The 21439-nt window shown below is 30.3% G+C and carries 14 protein-coding genes and 1 pseudogene; 11 read left to right on the top strand and 4 right to left on the bottom strand.

Going from position 1 to position 21439, the window contains the following annotated elements:
- Positions 1-682: pseudogene (locus ACVC2P_RS01940) on the top strand (hypothetical protein); the annotation flags it as partial.
- Between the two features lie 122 nt (positions 683-804).
- Here the strand turns inward: ACVC2P_RS01940 and ACVC2P_RS01935 are convergent.
- The gene (locus tag ACVC2P_RS01935) at positions 805-2394 is read right to left on the bottom strand and encodes a sensor histidine kinase (protein ID WP_452596799.1); all 1590 of its coding nucleotides are present in this window, start codon (positions 2392-2394) and stop codon (positions 805-807) included.
- A gap of 311 nt (positions 2395-2705) precedes the next feature.
- Between ACVC2P_RS01935 and ACVC2P_RS01930 the strand changes: the two genes are divergently transcribed.
- From ACVC2P_RS01930 to ACVC2P_RS01910, 5 genes are read left to right on the top strand one after another with little or no spacing between them, the layout of a single operon-like run.
- Positions 2706-3560 (top strand): heme-binding protein, encoded by an 855-nt coding sequence (locus tag ACVC2P_RS01930; RefSeq protein WP_452596798.1) that lies wholly within the window; start codon positions 2706-2708, stop codon positions 3558-3560.
- A gap of 4 nt (positions 3561-3564) precedes the next feature.
- On the top strand, positions 3565-4815 hold the full coding sequence (locus tag ACVC2P_RS01925) for a ferritin-like domain-containing protein (RefSeq protein ID WP_452596797.1): 1251 nt from the start codon (positions 3565-3567) through the stop codon (positions 4813-4815).
- Between the two features lie 22 nt (positions 4816-4837).
- The gene (locus ACVC2P_RS01920; protein WP_452596796.1) at positions 4838-5395 is read left to right on the top strand and encodes a hypothetical protein; all 558 of its coding nucleotides are present in this window, start codon (positions 4838-4840) and stop codon (positions 5393-5395) included.
- A gap of 11 nt (positions 5396-5406) precedes the next feature.
- A complete protein-coding gene (bufB, locus tag ACVC2P_RS01915) occupies positions 5407-6360 on the top strand; it encodes an MNIO family bufferin maturase (RefSeq protein WP_452596795.1) in 954 nt (317 codons plus the stop codon).
- Between the two features lie 2 nt (positions 6361-6362).
- Positions 6363-7157: an HvfC/BufC N-terminal domain-containing protein gene (locus ACVC2P_RS01910; RefSeq protein ID WP_452596794.1), complete on the top strand. Its 795-nt coding sequence runs from the start codon at positions 6363-6365 to the stop codon at positions 7155-7157.
- A 182-nt stretch (positions 7158-7339) separates the two neighbouring features.
- On the opposite strand, the gene ACVC2P_RS01905 is transcribed toward ACVC2P_RS01910, so the two are convergent.
- Together ACVC2P_RS01905 and ACVC2P_RS01900 are read right to left on the bottom strand one after the other, a co-directional pair.
- Positions 7340-7909 (bottom strand): type 1 periplasmic binding fold superfamily protein, encoded by a 570-nt coding sequence (locus ACVC2P_RS01905; RefSeq protein ID WP_452596793.1) that lies wholly within the window; start codon positions 7907-7909, stop codon positions 7340-7342.
- A gap of 21 nt (positions 7910-7930) precedes the next feature.
- A complete protein-coding gene (locus ACVC2P_RS01900; RefSeq protein WP_452596792.1) occupies positions 7931-10330 on the bottom strand; it encodes a TonB-dependent receptor in 2400 nt (799 codons plus the stop codon).
- Between the two features lie 755 nt (positions 10331-11085).
- Between ACVC2P_RS01900 and ACVC2P_RS01895 the strand changes: the two genes are divergently transcribed.
- From ACVC2P_RS01895 to ACVC2P_RS01875, 5 genes are all read left to right on the top strand, one after another.
- Positions 11086-12216: a helix-turn-helix domain-containing protein gene (locus ACVC2P_RS01895; protein WP_452596791.1), complete on the top strand. Its 1131-nt coding sequence runs from the start codon at positions 11086-11088 to the stop codon at positions 12214-12216.
- 343 nt (positions 12217-12559) lie between these two features.
- Entirely contained in the window at positions 12560-12799 is a 240-nt protein-coding gene (locus ACVC2P_RS01890; RefSeq protein WP_452596790.1) for a hypothetical protein, read from the top strand.
- 54 nt (positions 12800-12853) lie between these two features.
- Positions 12854-13588 carry a GLPGLI family protein gene (locus ACVC2P_RS01885; protein WP_452596789.1) on the top strand — a complete coding sequence of 245 codons (735 nt, stop codon included), beginning with the start codon at positions 12854-12856 and terminating at the stop codon, positions 13586-13588.
- A 3-nt stretch (positions 13589-13591) separates the two neighbouring features.
- Complete coding sequence (locus ACVC2P_RS01880) at positions 13592-16243, top strand: carboxypeptidase-like regulatory domain-containing protein (protein WP_452596788.1); 2652 nt, start codon at positions 13592-13594, stop codon at positions 16241-16243.
- Between the two features lie 227 nt (positions 16244-16470).
- Complete coding sequence (locus ACVC2P_RS01875) at positions 16471-18594, top strand: T9SS type A sorting domain-containing protein (protein ID WP_452596787.1); 2124 nt, start codon at positions 16471-16473, stop codon at positions 18592-18594.
- A gap of 140 nt (positions 18595-18734) precedes the next feature.
- On the opposite strand, the gene secA is transcribed toward ACVC2P_RS01875, so the two are convergent.
- Positions 18735-21439: preprotein translocase subunit SecA (gene secA / locus ACVC2P_RS01870; RefSeq protein WP_452596786.1), on the bottom strand; the 2705-nt coding region annotated here is incomplete at its 5' end.

Here is a 21439-nt window from a genome sequence, read left to right as displayed (position 1 = left end):
AGCTAAAGCCTTAGAAAAAGAACATGAAGAATATGCAAGATTACTTGAAGAAAAGGCAGCTGGAAATAATAATTTATTTTTTGAAGGAGCAGCAAATCAAAAAGTAAGAAAGGTAATTAAAATAAAAATGCCTAAAAAAGCTAAACTAAAACTAAACGTTAAGCATGGAGAACTTAAAATGGTTTCGGTAATACATAACCCAAAAGGGAACATTGCGCATGCAACATTACAAGCAGATAACATTAATGGAAGTGATACTTCCATTAATGTATCTTACTCAGATGTAAATGTTAGCGATTGGGCAGAAGGGGAGTTAGAGCTAAATTATGTTGAGAATGCTATGTTGAAAAGTGTAAATAATATTATTTTAAATTCTGTATCCTCAAATGTAATAGTCAATCGTTTAGGAGGAAATACTGTAATAAATGGTAGTTTTGGCGATTTAATAATTAAAGATATTTTACCATCATTTAATAATTTAAACCTTGTTTTAGAAAATAGCGAAGCCTCTCTTAAATTACCAAAATCTACAGATTTTAATTTAATTTTTAAAGGAAAACGATCGTTGTTTAATAATAAAAATATAAGTAAAACAACCATAAAAAACACTCCAAATAATAGTATGAATACAAATAAAACTATTGTAATAAATGCAAAATACAGTAGTGTAGTTACTCAATAAATAATTAAAAGTAGCGTGAGTTTATTATATACAATATAAATTCGAAAATAAATCTTCTTCTATTTGTATAAGTGTATACAAAAATTACGTTTAGTTTATTATTCTTACTAAGTTACAGAAATTTATAAGCTAAACTCCATGGCTTTAAAGTAGATAATAAAAGTTTCTGCTTCAATATCGTATTGAATATGCCCATTAAGCTGTTCGGTTAAAACATAAACTAGTTTCATTCCTAACGAATTGCTCGATTCAAAATCGAAATCTTTATTTACACCATTACCATTATCTAAATAAATTAATTCAAAAATATCTTCTTTTTTAGTAATAGAAATTTTAATCTTATTTATACTTTTTTTAGAAAAGGCATACTTATAAGAATTAGTTACTAACTCGTTAATAATTAAACCAAGATTAGCGGTAGTATCTGCTCCAAAAATTAAATCCTCTGGAACATTAATTTCTTTTGAGACATAGACTTCTTTTCCGCCAATAGTATTCTCAACAAAAGCAATAAGCTGTACTATATACTCTTTAGTTTTAATATCTTGTAGAGAGGCGCTATTGTATAACTTCTCGTGAACCAAAGACATCGATTGTATTCTATTTCTACTCTCTTCTAAAGCTTTTATAATTTTTTCATCTTGGTATTCATCTTCTTGTAATTCTAGTAAACCAGAAATCATTTGCATGTTATTTTTTACCCTATGATGAATCTCTTTTATTAAAGTTTGATTTTTATGTAAGCTATGTTCTAAAGCTTCATTTTTTAATTCTATTTCTTTATTAGCAGCCTTTAACCCAGCATTAAGTTTTTTATTTTTAGATAACTGAAATAATAATATAATAGAAAATAACATAAAAACGGCATACCAAGAGTACGATAACCACATAAAAGCATTATTTATAGTAGGCGTCTCTTTGTAAGCACTTGTAATATTTAAGTTTAAACCATAAAGGTTAATACTAGACGAAATAATATCTTTATTTAAGAAATCAAAGTTTTGGTAAAATTCAAGATCTCTATTAGTATTGTAAATTTTGGTACCATCGTAAACAGCTTCTCTAGATAAATCTATAGTATTATTTATTGTAAATTGATGTATAAACTGGAGGTCTATATCATTGTCATAAAATGTATTTAATAAATATTTTACATCTACAATAGGAGATATGTAACCAACAACTTCATTCTCATAGTTTTTTGCAGAAAAATTAAACGGAAAACCAGCCCAGCCCTCTTTTAAATTAATGGGAGGGAAAAGGCTAATGCTATCTTGCATCATTAACTCTTCAAGTTTTTTTAATTCTTCTTTTGGTCTAAAATCTCTGGCAGAAACTCCTTTTAAATTAGATGGGTCTATTTGGTTTGGCGAGATAACATATTTAATAACATGGGCTTTATCAACATAATTTACCAACAAAGAATCATTAAATTTTAAGTCTCTAAGAAGATCGTGTAAGTAGTTTTGAATTTGTTCTTCTTTAGGAAATTCTTTAGAATTTTTTACATACCCTCTTATAGAAGATACAAGTGTTGCATAGTTATCAATTCTAGATTCTGCATCAGAGACAGCATTTAGGTGAATTTTATTTAACTTATCTATTTGTTTTTGCTTCTCTGTATTATTATAAGAGTTAATTAGATGCTGCAATACAACCCCTCCAACAATGAGCGCTATTATTAATATAATGTGATATTTAAGGTGTTTCACAATTTATGGTTGCTTGTGCGAGGGAAGAATACATTTTCAATACTGAATAAATGCGATAACGAAAGTAAAAATATAATTCAATTTAACAATAAGATAGCGCTGTTTTTTTTATGTTTTCTAACTATAAATCAACATTTTAATTAAGTTAGTGTAACAAAATTACTAGTACTATTACACTGTTTGTTGGCTATTTAGTTTCTTTCTAAATTAAAAAACAGGTATTTATACTTGGTTTTTTAAAAGAACAGAAAAGTACATTTATAAAGCTTAAAAATTACATGTAAATTGACTAACTTAAATATAACCAAATTATGAGTGGAGATAAAATATCAAGATTAGGATTATCCAACAAAGAAATGGCTAGTAAATATGGTCCATTGTCAGGATTAATTGGTACATGGTCTGGTAATCAAGGTGTAAACCTTATAGCCGTTCCAGACCAAAAAGGGAGTTTTACTCTTTTAGTAGCGCCTTATTACGAAACCTTAACTGTAACCGCTTTAAGTAGCCCAACACCAAATAGAGGTTTAAAAACTATAGAAAATATACCTACCTTAATGTATAGTTTAATGATTCATGATGCTACAAATAATGAATTAATGCATGCCGAAAATGGTATATGGGAACTATTAGATGGCTCAAAAGATAACGATGGATATAATTTAGCAAGAATCTCTACAGTACCACATGGCGATGCTATTATGGCCCTAGGAAACGCTACAGAAACCAAAGGAAGACCAAATATAGATTCTAACTTAAGTTCTTCTCCAGTATTAGATTTTCCTACGTTTGGTTATGGAGAAGCAGTATACAACGATGTATATGTTCCAGGGTTTATTACAAGAAAACCAAATCAATACCTTATAGATCATTTAGATAAACAAGAAAAAGAGGGAAAAACTGTAATAAGTAGTATTAATCTAAATGTAAGTACAGCTAACAATGGAGGTATTAACAATATACCATCAATAAATAAAAATGCAGATGCTACAGCCTTTAATAGTACTTTTTGGATAGAAACTGTACAGAATTCTAAAACAGGGAGAACTTTTCAGCAATTACAATATTCACAAAACACTAACATTAATTTTCCTGTAAAAGGGACACCAAAGGGAAAAACAATTGGTTGGCCTCACATTAATGTTAATACTCTAATTAAACAATAATAATATGCTTACACCAGAAAAACTAGAAGATTTACGTAAACATTTACAAACAGCTGTAGAAGTAGAGTTAAGTACAATACCATTATACTTATATACCTATTATTCTATAAACCGCACCCCAACTTTAAAAATTAAAGACGAAAAAAGAGCTAATGAAATAAATACCTTTGCAAACAAAGCAGGAGGCGTATTAATGAGTGTTGCAGTAGAAGAAATGTTACACCTATCATTAGCCAGTAATATTTTAAAATCGTTAGGAGGTTCTCCTGCAATTTATAATAAATCCCCTAAAAGCTATCCAACAAACTTATTGCATCATAAAGATGGGTTTTCAATAGGATTATCAAAACTAACGCAATCACAGCTTCAAAAATTTATGGATGTTGAAAAACCAGCGCCAGTAGAAGAAAAACCAGAAGGAGACCAATGGGAAACATTAGGGCAGTTTTATGAGTATATCGCTAATTTAGTAAAACAAACAGAACCATGGGATTATACTAATCCAGACAACCAATTAGTAGATGGAAGAGGCTATTATGCGCCAAATAATATAGACACAGTATATGCTAAAGATGCTGCACAGTCTGCATCTACAGTAGAATATGCTAATAGTGATGATAGTGGAGGATTAAAACAAATTAAAAATAAAGAAGATGCTTTAGCAGCTATAACAGAAATCTCAGAACAAGGAGAAGGTTTTCGCACAAGCCCTTCGCATGAGTATGACGATCCCTCACATCAAGAAGACAGTCACTGGTATAAGTATAGCGAACTAAATACCAAGTTCTTTGACTTAGAGCTAACAGAAGAAGAAAAATCACAATTTATACACAATTTTCCAGAGAATCCAAAAGCTAGTGATTTGTCAGACAATTATAAGCTTATTGTAGATTTAAATAATGCTGTTTATTCGTATTTATTATGGATGACAGAAATGAGTTTTACACTGCAAGGTACAGCACAATCTAGTATGTTTTATATAGGGATGCATAAAGGAATGATTTTTATTTTAGATAAAATTATAGGAGGTATGCGTAATTTAACCTACCAAGGAGCAGATAAAAAAACATACCATTTATCTCCTAGTTTTGAAAATTTTGAATTTACATCTAAAGAATTAGCAAAAAGTGAGTTAGTAGCATTAGCAGAACTAGTTTCTGCAGCTAATCCTAAACTTGGATGGGATGGTATTGTAGGAAGAATAAAAGACCTTCCAGATGTAAATGTTATTGGAAATAAAGTAAGTTTTGCCTAAATTTAAAACGACATAAACCATTATGAAAAATATTATATATAGCCCTGTAAACGACGAAAAAAGCTTTGGATCTAGCTGTGGTACAAAGCCATCGAGCTGTAGTACACCATCTGGACCAAGTGTTATTCCAAACCCAAAAGAATTACATGCCTGTATGGGGTTAAATGCTTGTAAAGGTCATGACCGATTAGGAACTAATGATTGTGCAGGAATGGGAGAATGTGCTACTGCTTCTATGCATTCTTGCCACACATTAAACGATTGTAGAAATCAAGGCGGTTGTGGATTATATGGCACACCAGATGAACAAAACAATCCAGGAAACAATTCCTGTTCATGGCAAGGCTCATGCGCTGTCCCAATTAATGCAGAACGTTTTTCTACCGAAGGACCAAATCGAGGAAAAAGTGTATGGAAACGAGCAAGAGTGGTTTTTGAAGAAAAAATGCTTGAAGCCAACAGACAATTTGGAGATTCTCCAATGGAAGGAGGTCCAACCATGGACTACATAAATAAAAACTTTACTGGCTACGCAGCTTGTGGTGCAAGTGGCTTAAGTGGAGGAGGAACTTGTTCTTAAACAGTTATAATTTGAAGCAAAATACAATAAAAGACACCCTAAAATCCCTTCCAAATCTTGGCTTGGGATTAGGGTTACGTCACACGCACTTTCAACACATATTAGCACATTTTCCAGAAGTAGATTGGTTCGAGATTATTTCGGAAAACTTTATGTATTCTCATGGGAAACCTAGATACATTTTACAGCAAATAGCAGAACGTTACCCCATAGTTATGCATGGAGTGTCTATGTCTATAGGCAGTACAGAACCATTAAATACAGATTATTTAAAAAAACTTAAAATTTTGGCAGAAGAGGTTAAACCAAAATGGATTAGTGACCATTTGTGTTGGACAGGAGTTTTAGGTGCAAATACACACGATTTATTGCCCTTACCATTAACCGAAGAAACTTTAAAGCATGTATGTAGTAGAGTTGAAACTGTGCAAGAGTATTTAAAAAGACCACTAATAATAGAAAACCCTAGTACTTATTTAGATTTTAATCAATCTACAATACCAGAAGCAGAGTTTTTAAAATTAATGGTTGAACAAACTGGGTGTGGGCTGTTATTAGACGTAAATAATACTTACGTAAGTTGCTTTAATTCTGGCGAAGACCCGATAAAATATATTAAAACATTACCACACGAATCTATTGTACAAATGCATCTAGCAGGACATCAAAACTGTGGTACACATATAATAGATACCCATGACAGAAAAGTAACTAAGGAAGTTTGGGAACTGTTTCATTTAGCATGGACATTAACAGGAGGAACAGCTACATTATTAGAATGGGATGGTAATATACCATCATTTGAAGATTGTATTAAAGAATTGCATAAAGCAAAAGATTACATGCTGAGTCCAACAGGGAATTCTGAAATAACTGTAGATACTTTAAATAAAACAGAAGAATTATCTACACCTATAGACTTTATGGTTAACCCATTAATGGGGGAAACAATACACTCTAATTAGTTATGGAAAAACCATCAGAAGAATTACTAGATATCCAAAAATGGATGCAATCCTCACTAATAGACCCTAAATTAGAAAATATTGATTTAGTAGACCACTATGTCTCGCCATCTAAAACACTAACTGCACATCAAAGATTAGCAATATATCAACGATCATATTATAGTAGATTAATAGAATGCATGCGAGAACAGTTTAAAGCGTTACGGCATACATTAGGAGATGATTTATTTGACGATTTTTCTAGACTATATTTAAAAGCAAAACCATCATCAAGCCCAAGTTTAGCCGATTTAGGAAAAGACTTTCCTAATTTTCTTAATAAAACGAGACCAGATAAAGATAATCCTGAACTTTGGATAGATTTTATGATCGCTATGGCACAATTTGAGTGCGATCTCTATCGAATTTTTGATCAAGAAGGAAGCGAAGGAAAACCATTAGCAGATAAAAATACTTTAAATGAAAACCTAAAACTTCAAAAATGCTTTTCTATACATACTTATCCTTTTGATGTTAATACTTACTATCAGCAAGTTGCTCAAAAAAATAATCCTGAAATATCCAGAACAAATAAAATATATATAGCGTTTGTAAGAACAAATTACCAAGTTTACATTATTAACTTGACAGCTATTCAATATCAGTTTTTAGAATCTTTACAAAAAGGAGAGGCCGTTTTAGATATCTTACAACGTTTCTCTACAGAATCTGGTTTGCCAATAAATACAATTAATAAAGAGTGGTTACAGTGGAAGAATACTTGGGTTGAGAAAGGCCTTTTCTTGAAAGGTTAATACATTTCTATTAAGTATTGTGTGTAGTTTAAAATTATAAAACATCTTGTAATTCTAGAATAGTATTTATTACTAGAAAATCAATTTTTTAGTACATAAGGATTAGAAAGAATTACTTTTAAAAATAAAAAAGCCTGAAACATAAATGTTTAGGCTTTTTTATTTTTGTATTAAGATGAGTTTTACTGAACATTTACGCCTGTAAATGTCACTTGAATATCTGTTTCACCTCCAGCATTTGTAATATCTCCATCACTAACTCCAGCAGCAGATTTATTAGGCTCATGACGTAATGTAATAGTTAAATTTCCTGTAGCAGCCGCAGTAGTAGTAGCAGTAAAAGAAATACCTATAGGATTCCCATTACCATCTTGATCTGCATAAGCTATAGTCGCTATACTATTAGTTGCTGTAAAGAAAAATTGATGATCTTCGTCCTCTTCTGCAACTTCTGTTGTAATATTTTCTGCAGGGTCTTCTGTTTCATTTAATAAAACAATTGTACCATTATAAGTTGTATTTGCTGCTAAATTTCCAGATACAGTAATAACAGGAGCATCAGGCCCATCGCCATCTAAATCTTGGCTTCTCATAACTATTGTAGTGCCTCCTCCTTGCGGAACTAATGTGGCAGTAAGTGTTGTAATAACTTCTTCTTCATTTACTGGAGCAGGAGTACTATCATCATCATTAGAACATGAACTAAATATTACTGTTGTAAGGACTAAAGTTAAAATTTTTATTGTTTTCATTTTTTTTACGGTTTAGTATTTTTAATAATTAATTTTTAAAGATAACATCACATTCCTTCCTATATCATCTGTAAAGTATCTTAATCTGTTTAAGTAATCTCTGTATGAAGTATTAAATATATTATTCACATTAATACCTAATACAATTGGTACATTCTTTTGCTTATTTAATGTAAAGCTACTAGCAAAATGTAGTACATGATAAGCACTAGGTGGTGTACTAATGTCTATAAGTACATTAGTTCCTGTGCTTGGTATAAATTGTTCAAAATTATTGTTTGGGTAGCGCGATTGTTTTGCTGTAAATTCACTAGTAATACTGCTTTTAAACCCATTCCAGTTTTCTTTTGTAAAGTTTATGCTTGTTACAGTTTTAAAAGCTGGAATATCTATTAATGGGCGTTTATTTTTAGTATCGTCTCCTTTAATGTAAGATGATGTATTGCTAATACTCCATTGTTTGTTAAGCTTATAATTTAAAGCAATATCAAAACCAAACAAAACAGCATTAGATTGCTTATACTCCCATACAGGGAAGGCACCTCTAATAGTTTGCTCCGTTCCACTTGGCTCTATATAAATAAAGTCGTTAATGGCATTATAATAGGTTTCAAAAGTAGATGAAAAAGCATCATTAGCATAAGTAAGTGTACCCGAAAATCTATGAGATTGTTCTTGTTTAATTCTCAAATCTCCGAGTTCTATACGTGCTGCAGAATGATGTAAACCATCACTAAATAATTCAGCAGGATTTGGTGCTCTATTAGATAAACTGTAATTAAACGCTACAGTTGCTTTTGCATTTAAAGCATATTTTATACCTGTTGCTGCTGAAATATTATGATATTCAAATTTAGGGTTTACTAATAATTGTGTGCCAATATCATCTATAATAATATCTGCAAAATCTATAGCGTAACCACGTTCTGCCCAACGACTTTTTTGATAAAATTTTTGAGCATTAATAACATTAAAATCATAACGTAATCCAGCGTCAATAATAGTTTTATCATTTAAGCGCCATTCTGTTGTAACAAAAGCACCAAAGTCGGTTTTTTCGTAATCCGGAATTAAGCGTCTTACACCAGTTTCAGGATTAGCAAAATTATCTTGATACCTAAAGAGTATACCGGTATGAAATTTTCTATCTCTATTGGCATCAAATTTAAAATCGGCTAATAAAGATTGTGTTTTTAATGTTAAGTCTACAGCAGGCTTGTCTCTATCTGAACCAACACGTTTATCAAATTCAAATCTTTGATTGTTTTGAAAATCATACTGTAACGTTAATTTTCCTAAACTTTCAAAGCGCTTGTAAAACTTAGTTTTTACTAAATGATGTGTAACCTCTTGTTTTGGATTATTAATGTCATAACTAAAATCATTTTCAATTAGCGGTTCATTACTATTAATAGCATTAACAAGGTCTTCTATGTTACCAATGTGTGATGCACTAAGAATACCTGTAGTATTATCAACAAAACTATAGAAAACATCAAACCCTTTTTCAAATTGTTTAAATCCACCACGAATAGAAAAAGCTTTAGCATTTAAACCTGTATTTGTAAGGTTGTATTTTGGCGCTTTAAAATCTCCAAAACGTTTATAACTACCTTGCCCAGTAACAAACCACCCTTCTTTATAGGTTTTGGTTAAAGAGGTGCTAATATTACCTCCACGACCATTAGTCTGTCCATTAATAATAGTTTTTCCAAATAAAGAATCTTTACTAATGGTTTTTATAGGGTTAAGTACTACAACACCACCAATAGCGTCTCCTCCATAAGCTAAAGCTCCAGCTCCTTTTATAACAGAAAGGCTTCCAGCAGTATTTATGTCTATATTTGGAGCATGTTCAATACCCCATTCTTGGTCCTGTAGTCTAACGCCATCAGTCATGATAAGAATTCTACTACTATGTAGACCATTAATAACAGGTTTAACAATTGTGTTACCTGTATTAATAGAAGACACGCCACTAACTTCCTTTAAAGCATCACCTAAAGAGCCACTACTATAAGCTTCTAGAGTTTCTTGTTTTAAAACGGTTTCTTGAGCCGTTACTGTCTTTTTTGAAGCAGATACGCCTTTTACTGTGACCTCATTTAACTCTTCTGAGTGATGTTCTAATTTAATAGAGCCAAAAGTGTCTCCAGCAATCTCAACATCTATAGTGTTAGTTTCGCATCCTACATGCGATACTTCTATAGTTATTAAACCATTACAAAGGTTTTCAAATTTAAATTTTCCATTGGTGTCAGTTGAAGTATATAAGTCTAATGTTTTAAGATGTACGGTAGCGCCCGATAAAAAGGTGCCATCATGAAAATCTTTTACTTCACCTATATACGTATAACTGCAATTTTGACTAATTACTAGCTGACTAATAGTAGCTAATAAAAGCGCTATACAATATTTCATGTGTATTGTTTATTTGTTTCTATATAAAATATAATCTATTATATGTATGTAGAAACTGGAGGCGCTCTTAGAGAAAATGATAAATATTTAGGATTATATAGGTAGGAATATGAATAAAATATCTGTTTTGAAAATGACTCTGTTTTTATTAGATCATAATTACTAACAATATTTAAGTAGTCTTGATTAAGTTTAAATAAACAAAGATCACAATCCTTTTCTAATTTATGAAGGTGTGTTTTGTAATGGTTATTACAAGTTTCATGATGATGCTCATGTTCAAGTTTATGAATAGAGCTAAGCGTTATAGGCACAAGAATGCTCATTACTAATGTAATGGCAATAATTTTAGGTATAAAGTGCTCTTTCAAGTATAACATGCTAGCACAAATATAACAACTTTATTAAAAAACGAGCATTATATATTAACAAAGACTTAACGTTTAAAATTAAATAGAAAAAAACTCATTCTCTCATTAATTTAATAATGGTGTTAATTATAAATTATGTTCTAGTATAAATACAAAATTGTACAGTTTTTTTATCTTTTATAAGCAATTTAATAAGAGTTATTTTTAAATTTTAAATAAAAGAGTAGACTTGTGTTAACTAGCTGAAATTCAGTGTTAATTGTATGGGGTAGTATAGCCTGTTATTTATAAAAATGAGAGGTAATTATTTAATATTTTAATTAGGCTAAAATATATTTGTTTAACTAATTCTGTTTATTTAATAATTAATACCCCTCTTTAAAATTGAGTATTAACGATATCTTCAATTCATTCTTATCAATAAGTTCTGTAGTAGGATTTAGTTTTTGTGCTTTATTATTAACTTCAAAAAACAGAAACAAAAAAAGTATTATTTATTTAGGTTTATTAGTGTTTACTATTTCTATAAATAATCTACAATCATGGATTTTAGCTAAAAACTTATTTCAACATAAATTTGCGCTTGATTATATTCAAATTCCATGGCATTTTTTAATAGCTCCTTTTTTTTACAAATTTCAAGTACATTATTTAGAAATAGGAGAGAAGTCTTATAAGCTTTTAAAAATAATTATACCATTATTTCTGTTGTCTACAATTTTCCAGATTACTTTTACCTTAGTTTATAGTAGTAGTAACCAAAATATAGAAAGATTAGACTATTTATATGAACGATATACCTCTATAGATGAAGTGTTCAGTCTTGTAATATCATTAGGAACTTTTGGCTATTCATACTATATATTAAATAAAAAAGAAAAATTATTCTCTAAAATTTTAATGTTCGACAATTTATGCTGGCTCTACACTTTTTTTAAAATTGGTACTTTAGGCTATATACTTTGGATATTTGCTTTAGTAGTTAAAATTAAAATGGATTTTAGTGGTTTTATATTTTCTTATTATCCACTTAGAGTATATACAACAGTATTGATTTATTGGATAAGTTATCAAGCTATAGTTCGCCTCAATTTATTAAATGAAAGGCGGGATTTAAGAGTTGCTATTTTAGAAAAAAATGAAACTAAAAAGGGGCTTTATCTAGATTCTAAAAATGAGGACTTCATTAAAATAGAAAAATATATAGTTGAAAATAATAAGTTTACCGAATCAAAAATATCTAGAGATATACTCGCGACCGAATTAAAAATTAATAAGAACAAATTATCTCTTTTAATTAATAGTGAAGCAAATAAGACTTTTATAGAATATATGAATGACTTTCGTATAAATCATGCAAAAAAAATATTAATAAATAAAGAGTATAGTAAGTATACCATAACAGCTATAGGGTTAGAATCTGGCTTTAATTCTAAATCTACCTTTTATCATATTTTTAAGAAGCAAACAGGAATGACTCCATTAGAATATAAAAAAACACATTCTTATTTTTAGTAGTCCGAGAATGTACTAAATAGTCCAACAGTGTACTTTTAAGTACATTCTCGGATTCTTCTTTCTTTTAAACAATTTATCATTACAAAGCTATTGCGAATATAAATTAGTCTACAACAGAACTTAATTATGTTTAAGTTTTTTTAATGCATTACGTTTAAAAACACATTCAAAAATACAATGACCGTAAAATATATAACGGCAAAAGTCACTCACTTAAAAGAGAATGAATGTTAAATAAGACAAAATGTAAAACTTTAAGATTAATTATTTAAGCGTAACAGTAATAAAAACATCGAACCTTTAAAATAAAGGCATTATTAACAATTTTAAATTTAAAAAAATGAAAAAATTAGTTTTAGTATTAGCTATCGTATTTATTAGTAGCAGCAGTTTTGTAAATGCTAATAGTAGTGACAGTACATTGTTATATGGAGATTGTACAGCATCAGCATGGAATTTTGGTACTGATTATGGAGATGGAAATGAGGCAGATGAATATTTTTGGACAAATTTATATTTTGAAGCATACTGTAATGATGATGGTAGTTTCTTTAAAGAAGGTGTAAATGGAGGGTATTAAGAATAATGTTTAATTGAAGAGAGGACCATGTGTCCTCTCAATTTATATGATTATATGAATAAATTTATATTAACAATAAGCCTTTTAGTCTTTTCTAACGCTTTCTGCCAAATAGACAACGCAATCGTAGAATATAAAAAAGTTAGATTAAAAAAAGTTTTTAAAGAGAGTAAAAAGGAAGCATTAGCAAACTTTGAAAAAGGAGCTAAAATAGAAGAATTTGTAAATAAATCTTTAAAAGAGGCCGTTTTTAGCTTAAGCTATAAAGGTGGTGAAAGTTTTTTTCAAGTTAGGAATACAATGGAAATTTCCAAAAGTAGAGCTTTTAAAATGTCACTTGGACCAGATGGAAGTAGTAAATATTATAATTCTAAAAATGAAATTTTAAGAGAAATAAACATTTTTGGAGAAGATTTTTTAATTTCAAAAGCCCAGTATAAATGGGACTTAAAAACAGAAACAAAGACAATAGGTGGCTATAATTGTTATAAAGCAGTTCTAGTTGAAAAAATGAAGACCAGAAAAGGAAGTAAAAATGTTCTTGTAGAAGCATGGTATACTCCAGAAATAAATATTCCTTTTGGCCCTATAGGTTATTCAGGATTGCCAGGTTTAATATTAGAGCTTAAACGAAATAATATTAAATATTATGCAGAAAATATTAAGTTGAATCCAGAAGATAAATTCACAATAAAAAAACTAACAAAAGGGAAGAAAGTTAGCGAAGAAGAGTTTTACGATATAGCGATTAAGACGGTAAAAGATTTTAGGAAAAATAGAGGCTATTAAAATATGCTTTATAATAGAATTGTCTTTTACTTTATTATTTTTTACTCATGTAATCTATACTCTCAAAGTATAAGCCAAAAAGGCTTTGTAAAAGATAGTTTAGAAAACCCATTAACTTATGCTAATGTAATAGCGAAACCTCAAGGAGAAAACCAAAACTTGGTTTTTGCAATTAGCGATGATGATGGAAAATATAGTTTACAGCTAAAAAAAGGTGTTAATTATAACATTAGTGTGAGTTTTATGGGATATGAGTCTATAAACTATGTAATAACACCAGTAGAAAATGTAACTAAAAATTTTATCTTAAAAGAAACTGAAAACAGATTAGATGAAGTCGTCATTCAATTGCCTGTAACAGTAAAGCAAGACACTATTATATATAATGTAAAACATTTTATAACAGAAAAAGAACGTAAACTTAAAAACGTACTTAAAAAGTTGCCAGGAGTAGAGGTCGATAATAATGGAGATGTTACAGTTAAAGGCAAAAAAATAACTAAAATGCTTGTAGAGGGGAAAGCATTTTTTGGAGGAAGTACAAAACTAGCTGTAAATAATATCCCTGCAAATGCAATAGAAAAAATAGAAGTATTAGATAATTATAACGATGTTGCCTTTTTAAAAAACATCACTGAGAGTGATGATATGGCGATGAATATTCGGCTCAAAAAAAATAAAAAACATTTTGTTTTTGGTGATATTGAAGCAGGTAAAGGTGAACAAGATTTTTATAAAGCAAATACTAAACTCTTTTATTATTCAACTAAAACCAATGTCAATTTCATTAGTGACTTCAATAATGCTGGAGAGAAAAAGTTTACATTCAAAGACTATTTAAACTTTTCAGGAGGAGTTAATGCCGTTTTTGATGGTAATTTTAATTTTAATGGAGAAGATTTTAAACAATTTATACAATCAAATGATGTAATAAAAAGTCAAGACCGTTTTGGAGCTTTAAATATTAGGAAAACCCCTTCAAAAAAAATAAACATTTCTGGCTACACTATTTTCGCAAATAATAATACAGAAAACTATCAAGAAGTTACTAATGAATATTCTGCTTTTAGTGAAAAAAAGAATACTCAAAATAATTTAAAAAATATTCTAGGAATAGGAAAAGTTAATATTGAATATACGCCTGACCATATCGAAAAATGGTCTATTAAAAGTCAAGTAAAAAGAAATAATAATTATAGAGATAATTCTATTTTTTCTACTGTAAATAATATTAATAATGAGATAAATGCCGATAACTCTAATACAACGCTACATGCAAATCAAAATATTGAGTGGCATAAAAAGCAATCACAAAAGCATACTTTTTCAGGAATCTTAAATTATATATTCGAAGAACGTGAACTATATACTTTATGGAATACCGAACAATTTATTTTACAAGGTTTAATACCTGTAGATACTACTCAAAATGAATTAATTTTACAACAGCATAAAGAAAATAAAAAACACCATATACATTCGGTTTTTAAAGATTTTTGGATACTTAATAATAAAAATCATGTTTATTCAACCATAGGGAATATATATCTACAAGAAAAATTTATAAGTAACGATAAACAGCTTTTAGATAATAATACCCAAAACAATTTTGATATTGCTGGATTTAATAATAGAGCAACTTTTAAATTAAATGATTTTTTTATTGGACTGCATTATAAGTTTCAAACTGGAATTTTTACTTTCAAACAAGGCGGATATTTACATAAATATAATTGGAAAATTAACCAGCAAAACACATTAATTAAGAATAAATGGGTTGTATTGCCAGATTTTTCTCTAAAAATAGAGTTTAATAAGTCTAAAAAAATTCAAGTTAATTATAACCTCAAATCTAACTTTTCAAATGCATCACAATTAGCTAATAGGTTTTATTTACAATCGTATAATTCGGTATTTAAAGGAAATAGTACTTTAGAAAACGAATTATTACATTCAGCAAGAATACAATATAGACGATTTAGTATATACAGAGGTTTATTATTAACAGCAAGTATTAACTATACTAAAAAAGTAAAAGGTTATAGAAATGCAGTCGATTTTGATGGGATTAACCAGTTTTTAACTATACAAATGATAGAGAATCCAAATGAAAATTGGAGACTAGCAACATCTATTAGAAAGAAAATAGGTAACATTAAATATAAAGGAGGTCTCAATTATAATAATTCTAAATATTTACAAAGCATTAATAATAGTTTTGTAACAAATAAAAATGAAAACTATACATTTAATGTTGGTGCTGAAACAGTATTTGAAGACTTTCCAATAGTTAAACTAGGGTTTAAAAAAAGTATAGGAAATTATTTTTCTAATAATTCAAAGTCTAAATTTATAACAGATGAACCTTACTTGAGTTTAGAGCACGAATTTTTAAATGATTTTGTTTTTTCTTATAGTTATGCACAATATAATTACCAAAATAAAGAGCAAAACCTTAATAATAAATACAATTTAAGTGAAGCTTCTTTATTTTATAAAAAGGAAAATAGTCCATGGAGTTTTGAATTGAATGCTAAAAACGTATTTAATACTAAATTTAAGCAAAGCAATCAATTCTCAGATTATTTAATTTCTGATACAAAAACCTTTATTTTACCTAGGGTTATAATGCTTTCAATTGGATATAACTTGTAAATAATGAAGAAAAGAAATAACTTCTTTATATTGTTCAACTTTAGTTATTAATCACTATAAGAAGTAAAAAGAGAAATTTTAATATTTAAGAGCCTGTATAAAGGCATTTAAAGGACTTTTTGTTGATATACAGTTTTCTACTTTAAGTCTATGGGTAACAATTTGGAGATGTCTTGGATATAAGATTAAAACAAATAGTTATTACTAACAATTAAAATTTTTAAAAAATGAAAAAATGTCTTTTACTTTTTATTTTATTTACCACCCATTTAATTATGGGGCAGGAAAACTTAATAGAAAACCCAGGCTTTGAAAGTGGTGCCTTATCTTGGACCATTAATCAAGTAGATCACGCAACAGGATGGAGTAATGGCTGTCGAAAACAGTTTTTAGGTAGTGAAGGTACTTCTCCTGATTTATATGACAGAAACGGATATCGTAGTTGTTTTGTAGAAAAAGGACTGCTTCCGCGTATAAATGGAGAAACAAACAATCGCTATGTGCACATGTTTAATGGAGGAGAAACAGACCCTACTACAGGAGAATCTGTAAAAGCAACAATAATAGAAACTTTATCTGAGGCATATTCCTATCAAGTGTCGTGTTATGTTTCTAGAGAAATATCGGATCCAGCAGAAGATCCTAGCCTTCAACTTGAGTTTGTGTTAAGAAACAATGATAATTGCGATGTAGAAAAAATTGTTCATACTAGTACTTACATTACCCCTGTTTTTAAATATAATACCTGTAGTAAGCCTCCAGCTCAACCATCTACAGATTGGAGGCAGAAACTTGGATATTTTAATTTGGATGCAGGAGATATTAGTGAAAATTATAACAGATTAGAAATAAGAATAAAAGGCCATGGTAATATTCTAAGCCCTGTTTTTATTGACGATGTTGAATTAAAGAAAGTACCAAAAGTGGCAGCGTGCTTTGAAATAAAAAACATCTACAAAGAGCAAATAGAACAATCCGATTATGGGCCACAAATAGTAAAACAACTTTGTCTTCCTAAAATTGAAATTGATGGTAGCTGTAGTGCAAATGAAGATGGGTATTATATTAGAGTATCAGAGTTTAGTCTATCGCCTTGGGCTATTGTTACAGATTATTATAATGGCTGGGTAGATACTGGTGAAGCACCAAGCAATATTAATCTTACTAACCTTATTGGTGTTCCATCTGCTAATAATGATTGGACGTCGAGAACGTTCGACCCTACCAAACTATATGCAGTTAGTCTCAGTGTTGGACCAATATGGGATGCGGCGCCATTTCAATTTTTTAGAGTTCAAAACTGCCAAGGAAATAAGGCTTGTTTTAAAATAAAAAACGTAGATTCAGATTACATGGTATCTTCAGATTATGGGCCAAAATTAGTCAATGAACTATGTCTTCCAAAAATAGAAATAGATGGCAGTTGTAGTACTAATGAAGAAGGGTACCATATTAGAATTTCCGAATTTAATCTATCGCCATGGGCCATTGTTACAGATTATTATGATGGCTGGGTAGACACTGGTGAAGTACCAAGTAATATTAATCTCACTAACCTTATTGGTATCCCATCTGCCAATAATGATTGGATGTCGAAAACGTTCGATCCTACCAAACTATATGCAGTAAGTCTTAGTGTTGGCCCAATATGGGATTCGGCGCCATTTCAATTTTTTAAAGTTAAAGACTGTCGTAAAATTGAAGCTTGTTTTGAAATAAAAAATATCCACTCGGAAGTAACAGAACCTTCAGATTATGGGCTAAAAATAGTTAATGAACTATGTCTTCCAAAAACAGAAATAGATGGCAGTTGTAGTACTAATGAAGAAGGATATCATATTAGAATTTCTGAATTTAGTCTATCGCCTTGGGCAATTATTACAGATTACTATAATGGATGGGTTGCTCCAGGTACGGCACCAAGCAATATAAACCTTACAAGCCTTATCGGTATTCCTTCAGCTAATAACGATTGGACTTCCAGAACTTTTGATCCTGTTAAATTGTATGCTGTTAGCTTAAGTGTTGTGCCAGTTTGGGATTCGGCGTCGTTCCAGTTTTTCCGAGTTATAGATTGCCGAAGAACGATTAACAATAATATAGCGAATACAGAAAGTAGTTTAGTAAATATATACCCAAATCCAGCAAAGGAGCATGTTAATGTAAGCTTTAATAAAAAAGGAACGGGTAAAATTGAAATTTATCGTTTTGATGGTAAACGTATTCATACAGATAATTTTATAAATACGAGTAGTGTTACTTTAAATATGAGTACTTATAACAAAGGGCTCTATCTTATTAAAATTTATATAGCACAGAAAACAGAAACGTATAAAATATATAAAGAGTAACTCGCCTACATAAGCATAGAGTATAAATTAAAGAGACTGTTTGAAAAAGCAGTCTTTTTGTTATTATGGATGATTTATACATAAAAAAACGGAAGCTTATTAAAGCTTCCGTTTTTTATTTTATATGTAAAAAATATATCCTATTCATTTACTAAAACCCATTCCCCTTTAGCAATTAAAGGCTCAGCTTGTTTGTATTTTACAGTTTTGTTTTCACCGCTCATAACATGCTTTATAGTTACACGATCGTTACGGCCAATTTTAGGTTGGTCTCTAACAATAGTTTCTACAACTTGCTGTTGTTGTTGCGTATTGCTAGCGGCTCTATTTTGTGCAGAACGCTCGTCTAGATTAGGAATTTCTTCTTTTTGTGTTTGTAAGTTTTCCTTTTTACGCGTTTGTCTAGCTTCGCTAATTGTATTTGTATCTGCTGTTGGTAATTCCCCTTTAAATAAGAACGAAATAACGTCTTTATTCACTTGATCTATCATGGCTTTAAATAATTCAAAAGCTTCAAACTTATAAATTAATAACGGATCTTTTTGTTCGTGTACCGCTAATTGTACAGATTGCTTTAACTCATCCATTTTACGTAAATGCGTTTTCCAAGCATCATCTATAATGGCAAGTGTAATATTTTTCTCAAAATCGTTAACTAACTCTTTTCCTTTAGATTCGTATGCCTTTTCTAAATCGGTAACCACTTGTAATGTTTTTACCCCATCTGTAAATGGTACTACAATACGTTTGTATTGGTCACCTTGGTTTTCGTAGACATCACTAATAACAGGGAAAGCAACTTCTGCATTACGTTCCATTTTAGCTTTATAATGGTCAAAGGCAGCTTTGTATACTTGTTGTGCAATATCTGTTGGCGATAATTTATTAAATTCTGCTTCAGATATTGGTGATGCCATAGAGAAGTAACGAATTAATTCGAACTCGAAGTTTTTATAATCACTAGCAGCTTTGTTAGATTCAGCAATACCTTCAGAAGTATCGTAAATCATGTTTGCTAAATCTACACGTAAACGTTCTCCAAATAAAGCATGGTGACGACGTTTGTATACTACCTCACGTTGCGAGTTCATAACATCATCGTATTCTAATAAACGTTTACGAACCCCAAAGTTATTTTCTTCTACTTTTTTCTGTGCACGCTCAATAGATTTAGAAATCATAGAATGTTGAATAACTTCACCTTCTTTTAATCCCATTTTATCCATCATTTTGGCAATTCTTTCACTACCAAATAAACGCATTAAATTATCTTCTAGAGAGACGTAGAATTGAGAACTTCCTGGATCTCCTTGACGACCAGAACGCCCTCTTAACTGTCTGTCTACACGACGCGAATCGTGACGTTCTGTACCTATAATGGCTAAACCACCTGCGGCTTTTACTTCGTCGCTTAATTTAATATCGGTACCACGACCGGCCATGTTTGTGGCAATAGTTACTTGTCCTGGTTGTCCTGCTTCTGCTACAATGTCTGCTTCTCTTTTGTGCAGTTTTGCATTTAATACATTATGAGACACTTTTCTAATAGATAACATTTTACCTAATAGCTCCGAAATTTCTACATTGGTTGTTCCTATTAATACAGGTCTACCTTCTTGCGATAATCGCGTTACTTCATCGATTACAGCATTGTATTTTTCACGTTTTGTTTTGTAAACTAAATCTTCTCTATCGTGTCTAGCAATTGGTCTGTTTGTTGGAATTTCAACAACGTCTAATTTGTAAATTTCCCAGAATTCACCAGCTTCTGTTACCGCTGTACCTGTCATACCAGATAACTTACGATACATTCTAAAGTAGTTTTGAAGAGTTACCGTTGCAAAAGTTTGTGTTGCGTCTTCAATTTTTACATTTTCTTTGGCTTCAATCGCTTGGTGTAATCCATCACTATAACGACGTCCATCCATAATACGACCCGTTTGCTCATCTACAATCATTACTTTATTTTCCATAACAACATATTGGTTGTCTTTTTCAAATAAAGCATAGGCTTTTAATAGCTGATTTAAGGTATGAATACGCTCAGATTTTACACCAAAGTCTCTAAATAACTCTTCTTTTAAGTTTGCTTCTTCTTCAGAAGAAAGGCCTTGCGATTCAATTTTAGCAACTTCTACACCAATTTCTGGCATAACGAAGAAGTCTGGGTTTTCTTTACCAGAAAGAAACTCAATACCTTTATCTGTTAATTCTATTTGATTGTTTTTTTCCTCTATTACGTAGTACAGTTCTTCATCAACCTTTGGCATTTCGCGGTTGTTGTCCTGCATGTAAAAGTTCTCGGTTTTTTGAAGTAATTGCTTAACACCTTCTTCACTTAAAAACTTAATTAAGGCTTTGTTTTTTGGTATACCTCTGTATACTCTTAGTAATTGGAAACCACCTTCTTTCGTATCGCCTTCTGCAATTAATTTTTTTGCTTCAACTAATACTTGTGTTAAGTGTTTACGTTGTACAGAAACAATACTTTCTACTTTTGGTTTTAGTTCTATAAATTCGTGTCTGTCTCCTTGCGGAATTGGACCCGAAATAATTAATGGTGTTCTGGCATCATCGACTAATACAGAATCGACCTCATCGACAATAGCGTAGTGGTGCGGACGTTGTACTAAATCTTCTGGTGAGTTAGACATGTTATCACGTAAATAATCGAAACCAAATTCGTTATTTGTACCGTAAGTAATGTCTGCGTTGTATGCTTTACGGCGGGAGTCACTGTTTGGTTGATGGTAATCGATACAATCAATACTCATACCATGGAATTGAAATATTGGTGCCATCCATGCACTATCACGTTTTGCTAAGTAATCGTTTACCGTTACTA

It is taken from the genome of Pontimicrobium sp. MEBiC01747 (assembly GCF_053601635.1).
Note: the sequence above shows the minus strand (reverse complement) of the source record. Positions and strands in the feature narration are given on the sequence as shown.

Bases quoted from the DNA above. Each gene is read 5' to 3' on its own strand.
- ACVC2P_RS01930 (WP_452596798.1), top strand. From the start codon at position 2,706: ATGAGTGGAGATAAAATATCAAGATTAGGATTATCCAACAAAGAAATG.
- ACVC2P_RS01925 (WP_452596797.1), top strand. From the start codon at position 3,565: ATGCTTACACCAGAAAAACTAGAAGATTTACGTAAACATTTACAAACA.
- ACVC2P_RS01920 (WP_452596796.1), top strand. From the start codon at position 4,838: ATGAAAAATATTATATATAGCCCTGTAAACGACGAAAAAAGCTTTGGA.
- ACVC2P_RS01910 (WP_452596794.1), top strand. From the start codon at position 6,363: ATGGAAAAACCATCAGAAGAATTACTAGATATCCAAAAATGGATGCAA.
- ACVC2P_RS01905 (WP_452596793.1), bottom strand. From the start codon at position 7,909: ATGAAAACAATAAAAATTTTAACTTTAGTCCTTACAACAGTAATATTT.
- ACVC2P_RS01900 (WP_452596792.1), bottom strand. From the start codon at position 10,330: ATGAAATATTGTATAGCGCTTTTATTAGCTACTATTAGTCAGCTAGTA.
- ACVC2P_RS01890 (WP_452596790.1), top strand. From the start codon at position 12,560: ATGAAAAAATTAGTTTTAGTATTAGCTATCGTATTTATTAGTAGCAGC.
- ACVC2P_RS01885 (WP_452596789.1), top strand. From the start codon at position 12,854: ATGAATAAATTTATATTAACAATAAGCCTTTTAGTCTTTTCTAACGCT.
- ACVC2P_RS01880 (WP_452596788.1), top strand. From the start codon at position 13,592: ATGCTTTATAATAGAATTGTCTTTTACTTTATTATTTTTTACTCATGT.
- ACVC2P_RS01875 (WP_452596787.1), top strand. From the start codon at position 16,471: ATGAAAAAATGTCTTTTACTTTTTATTTTATTTACCACCCATTTAATT.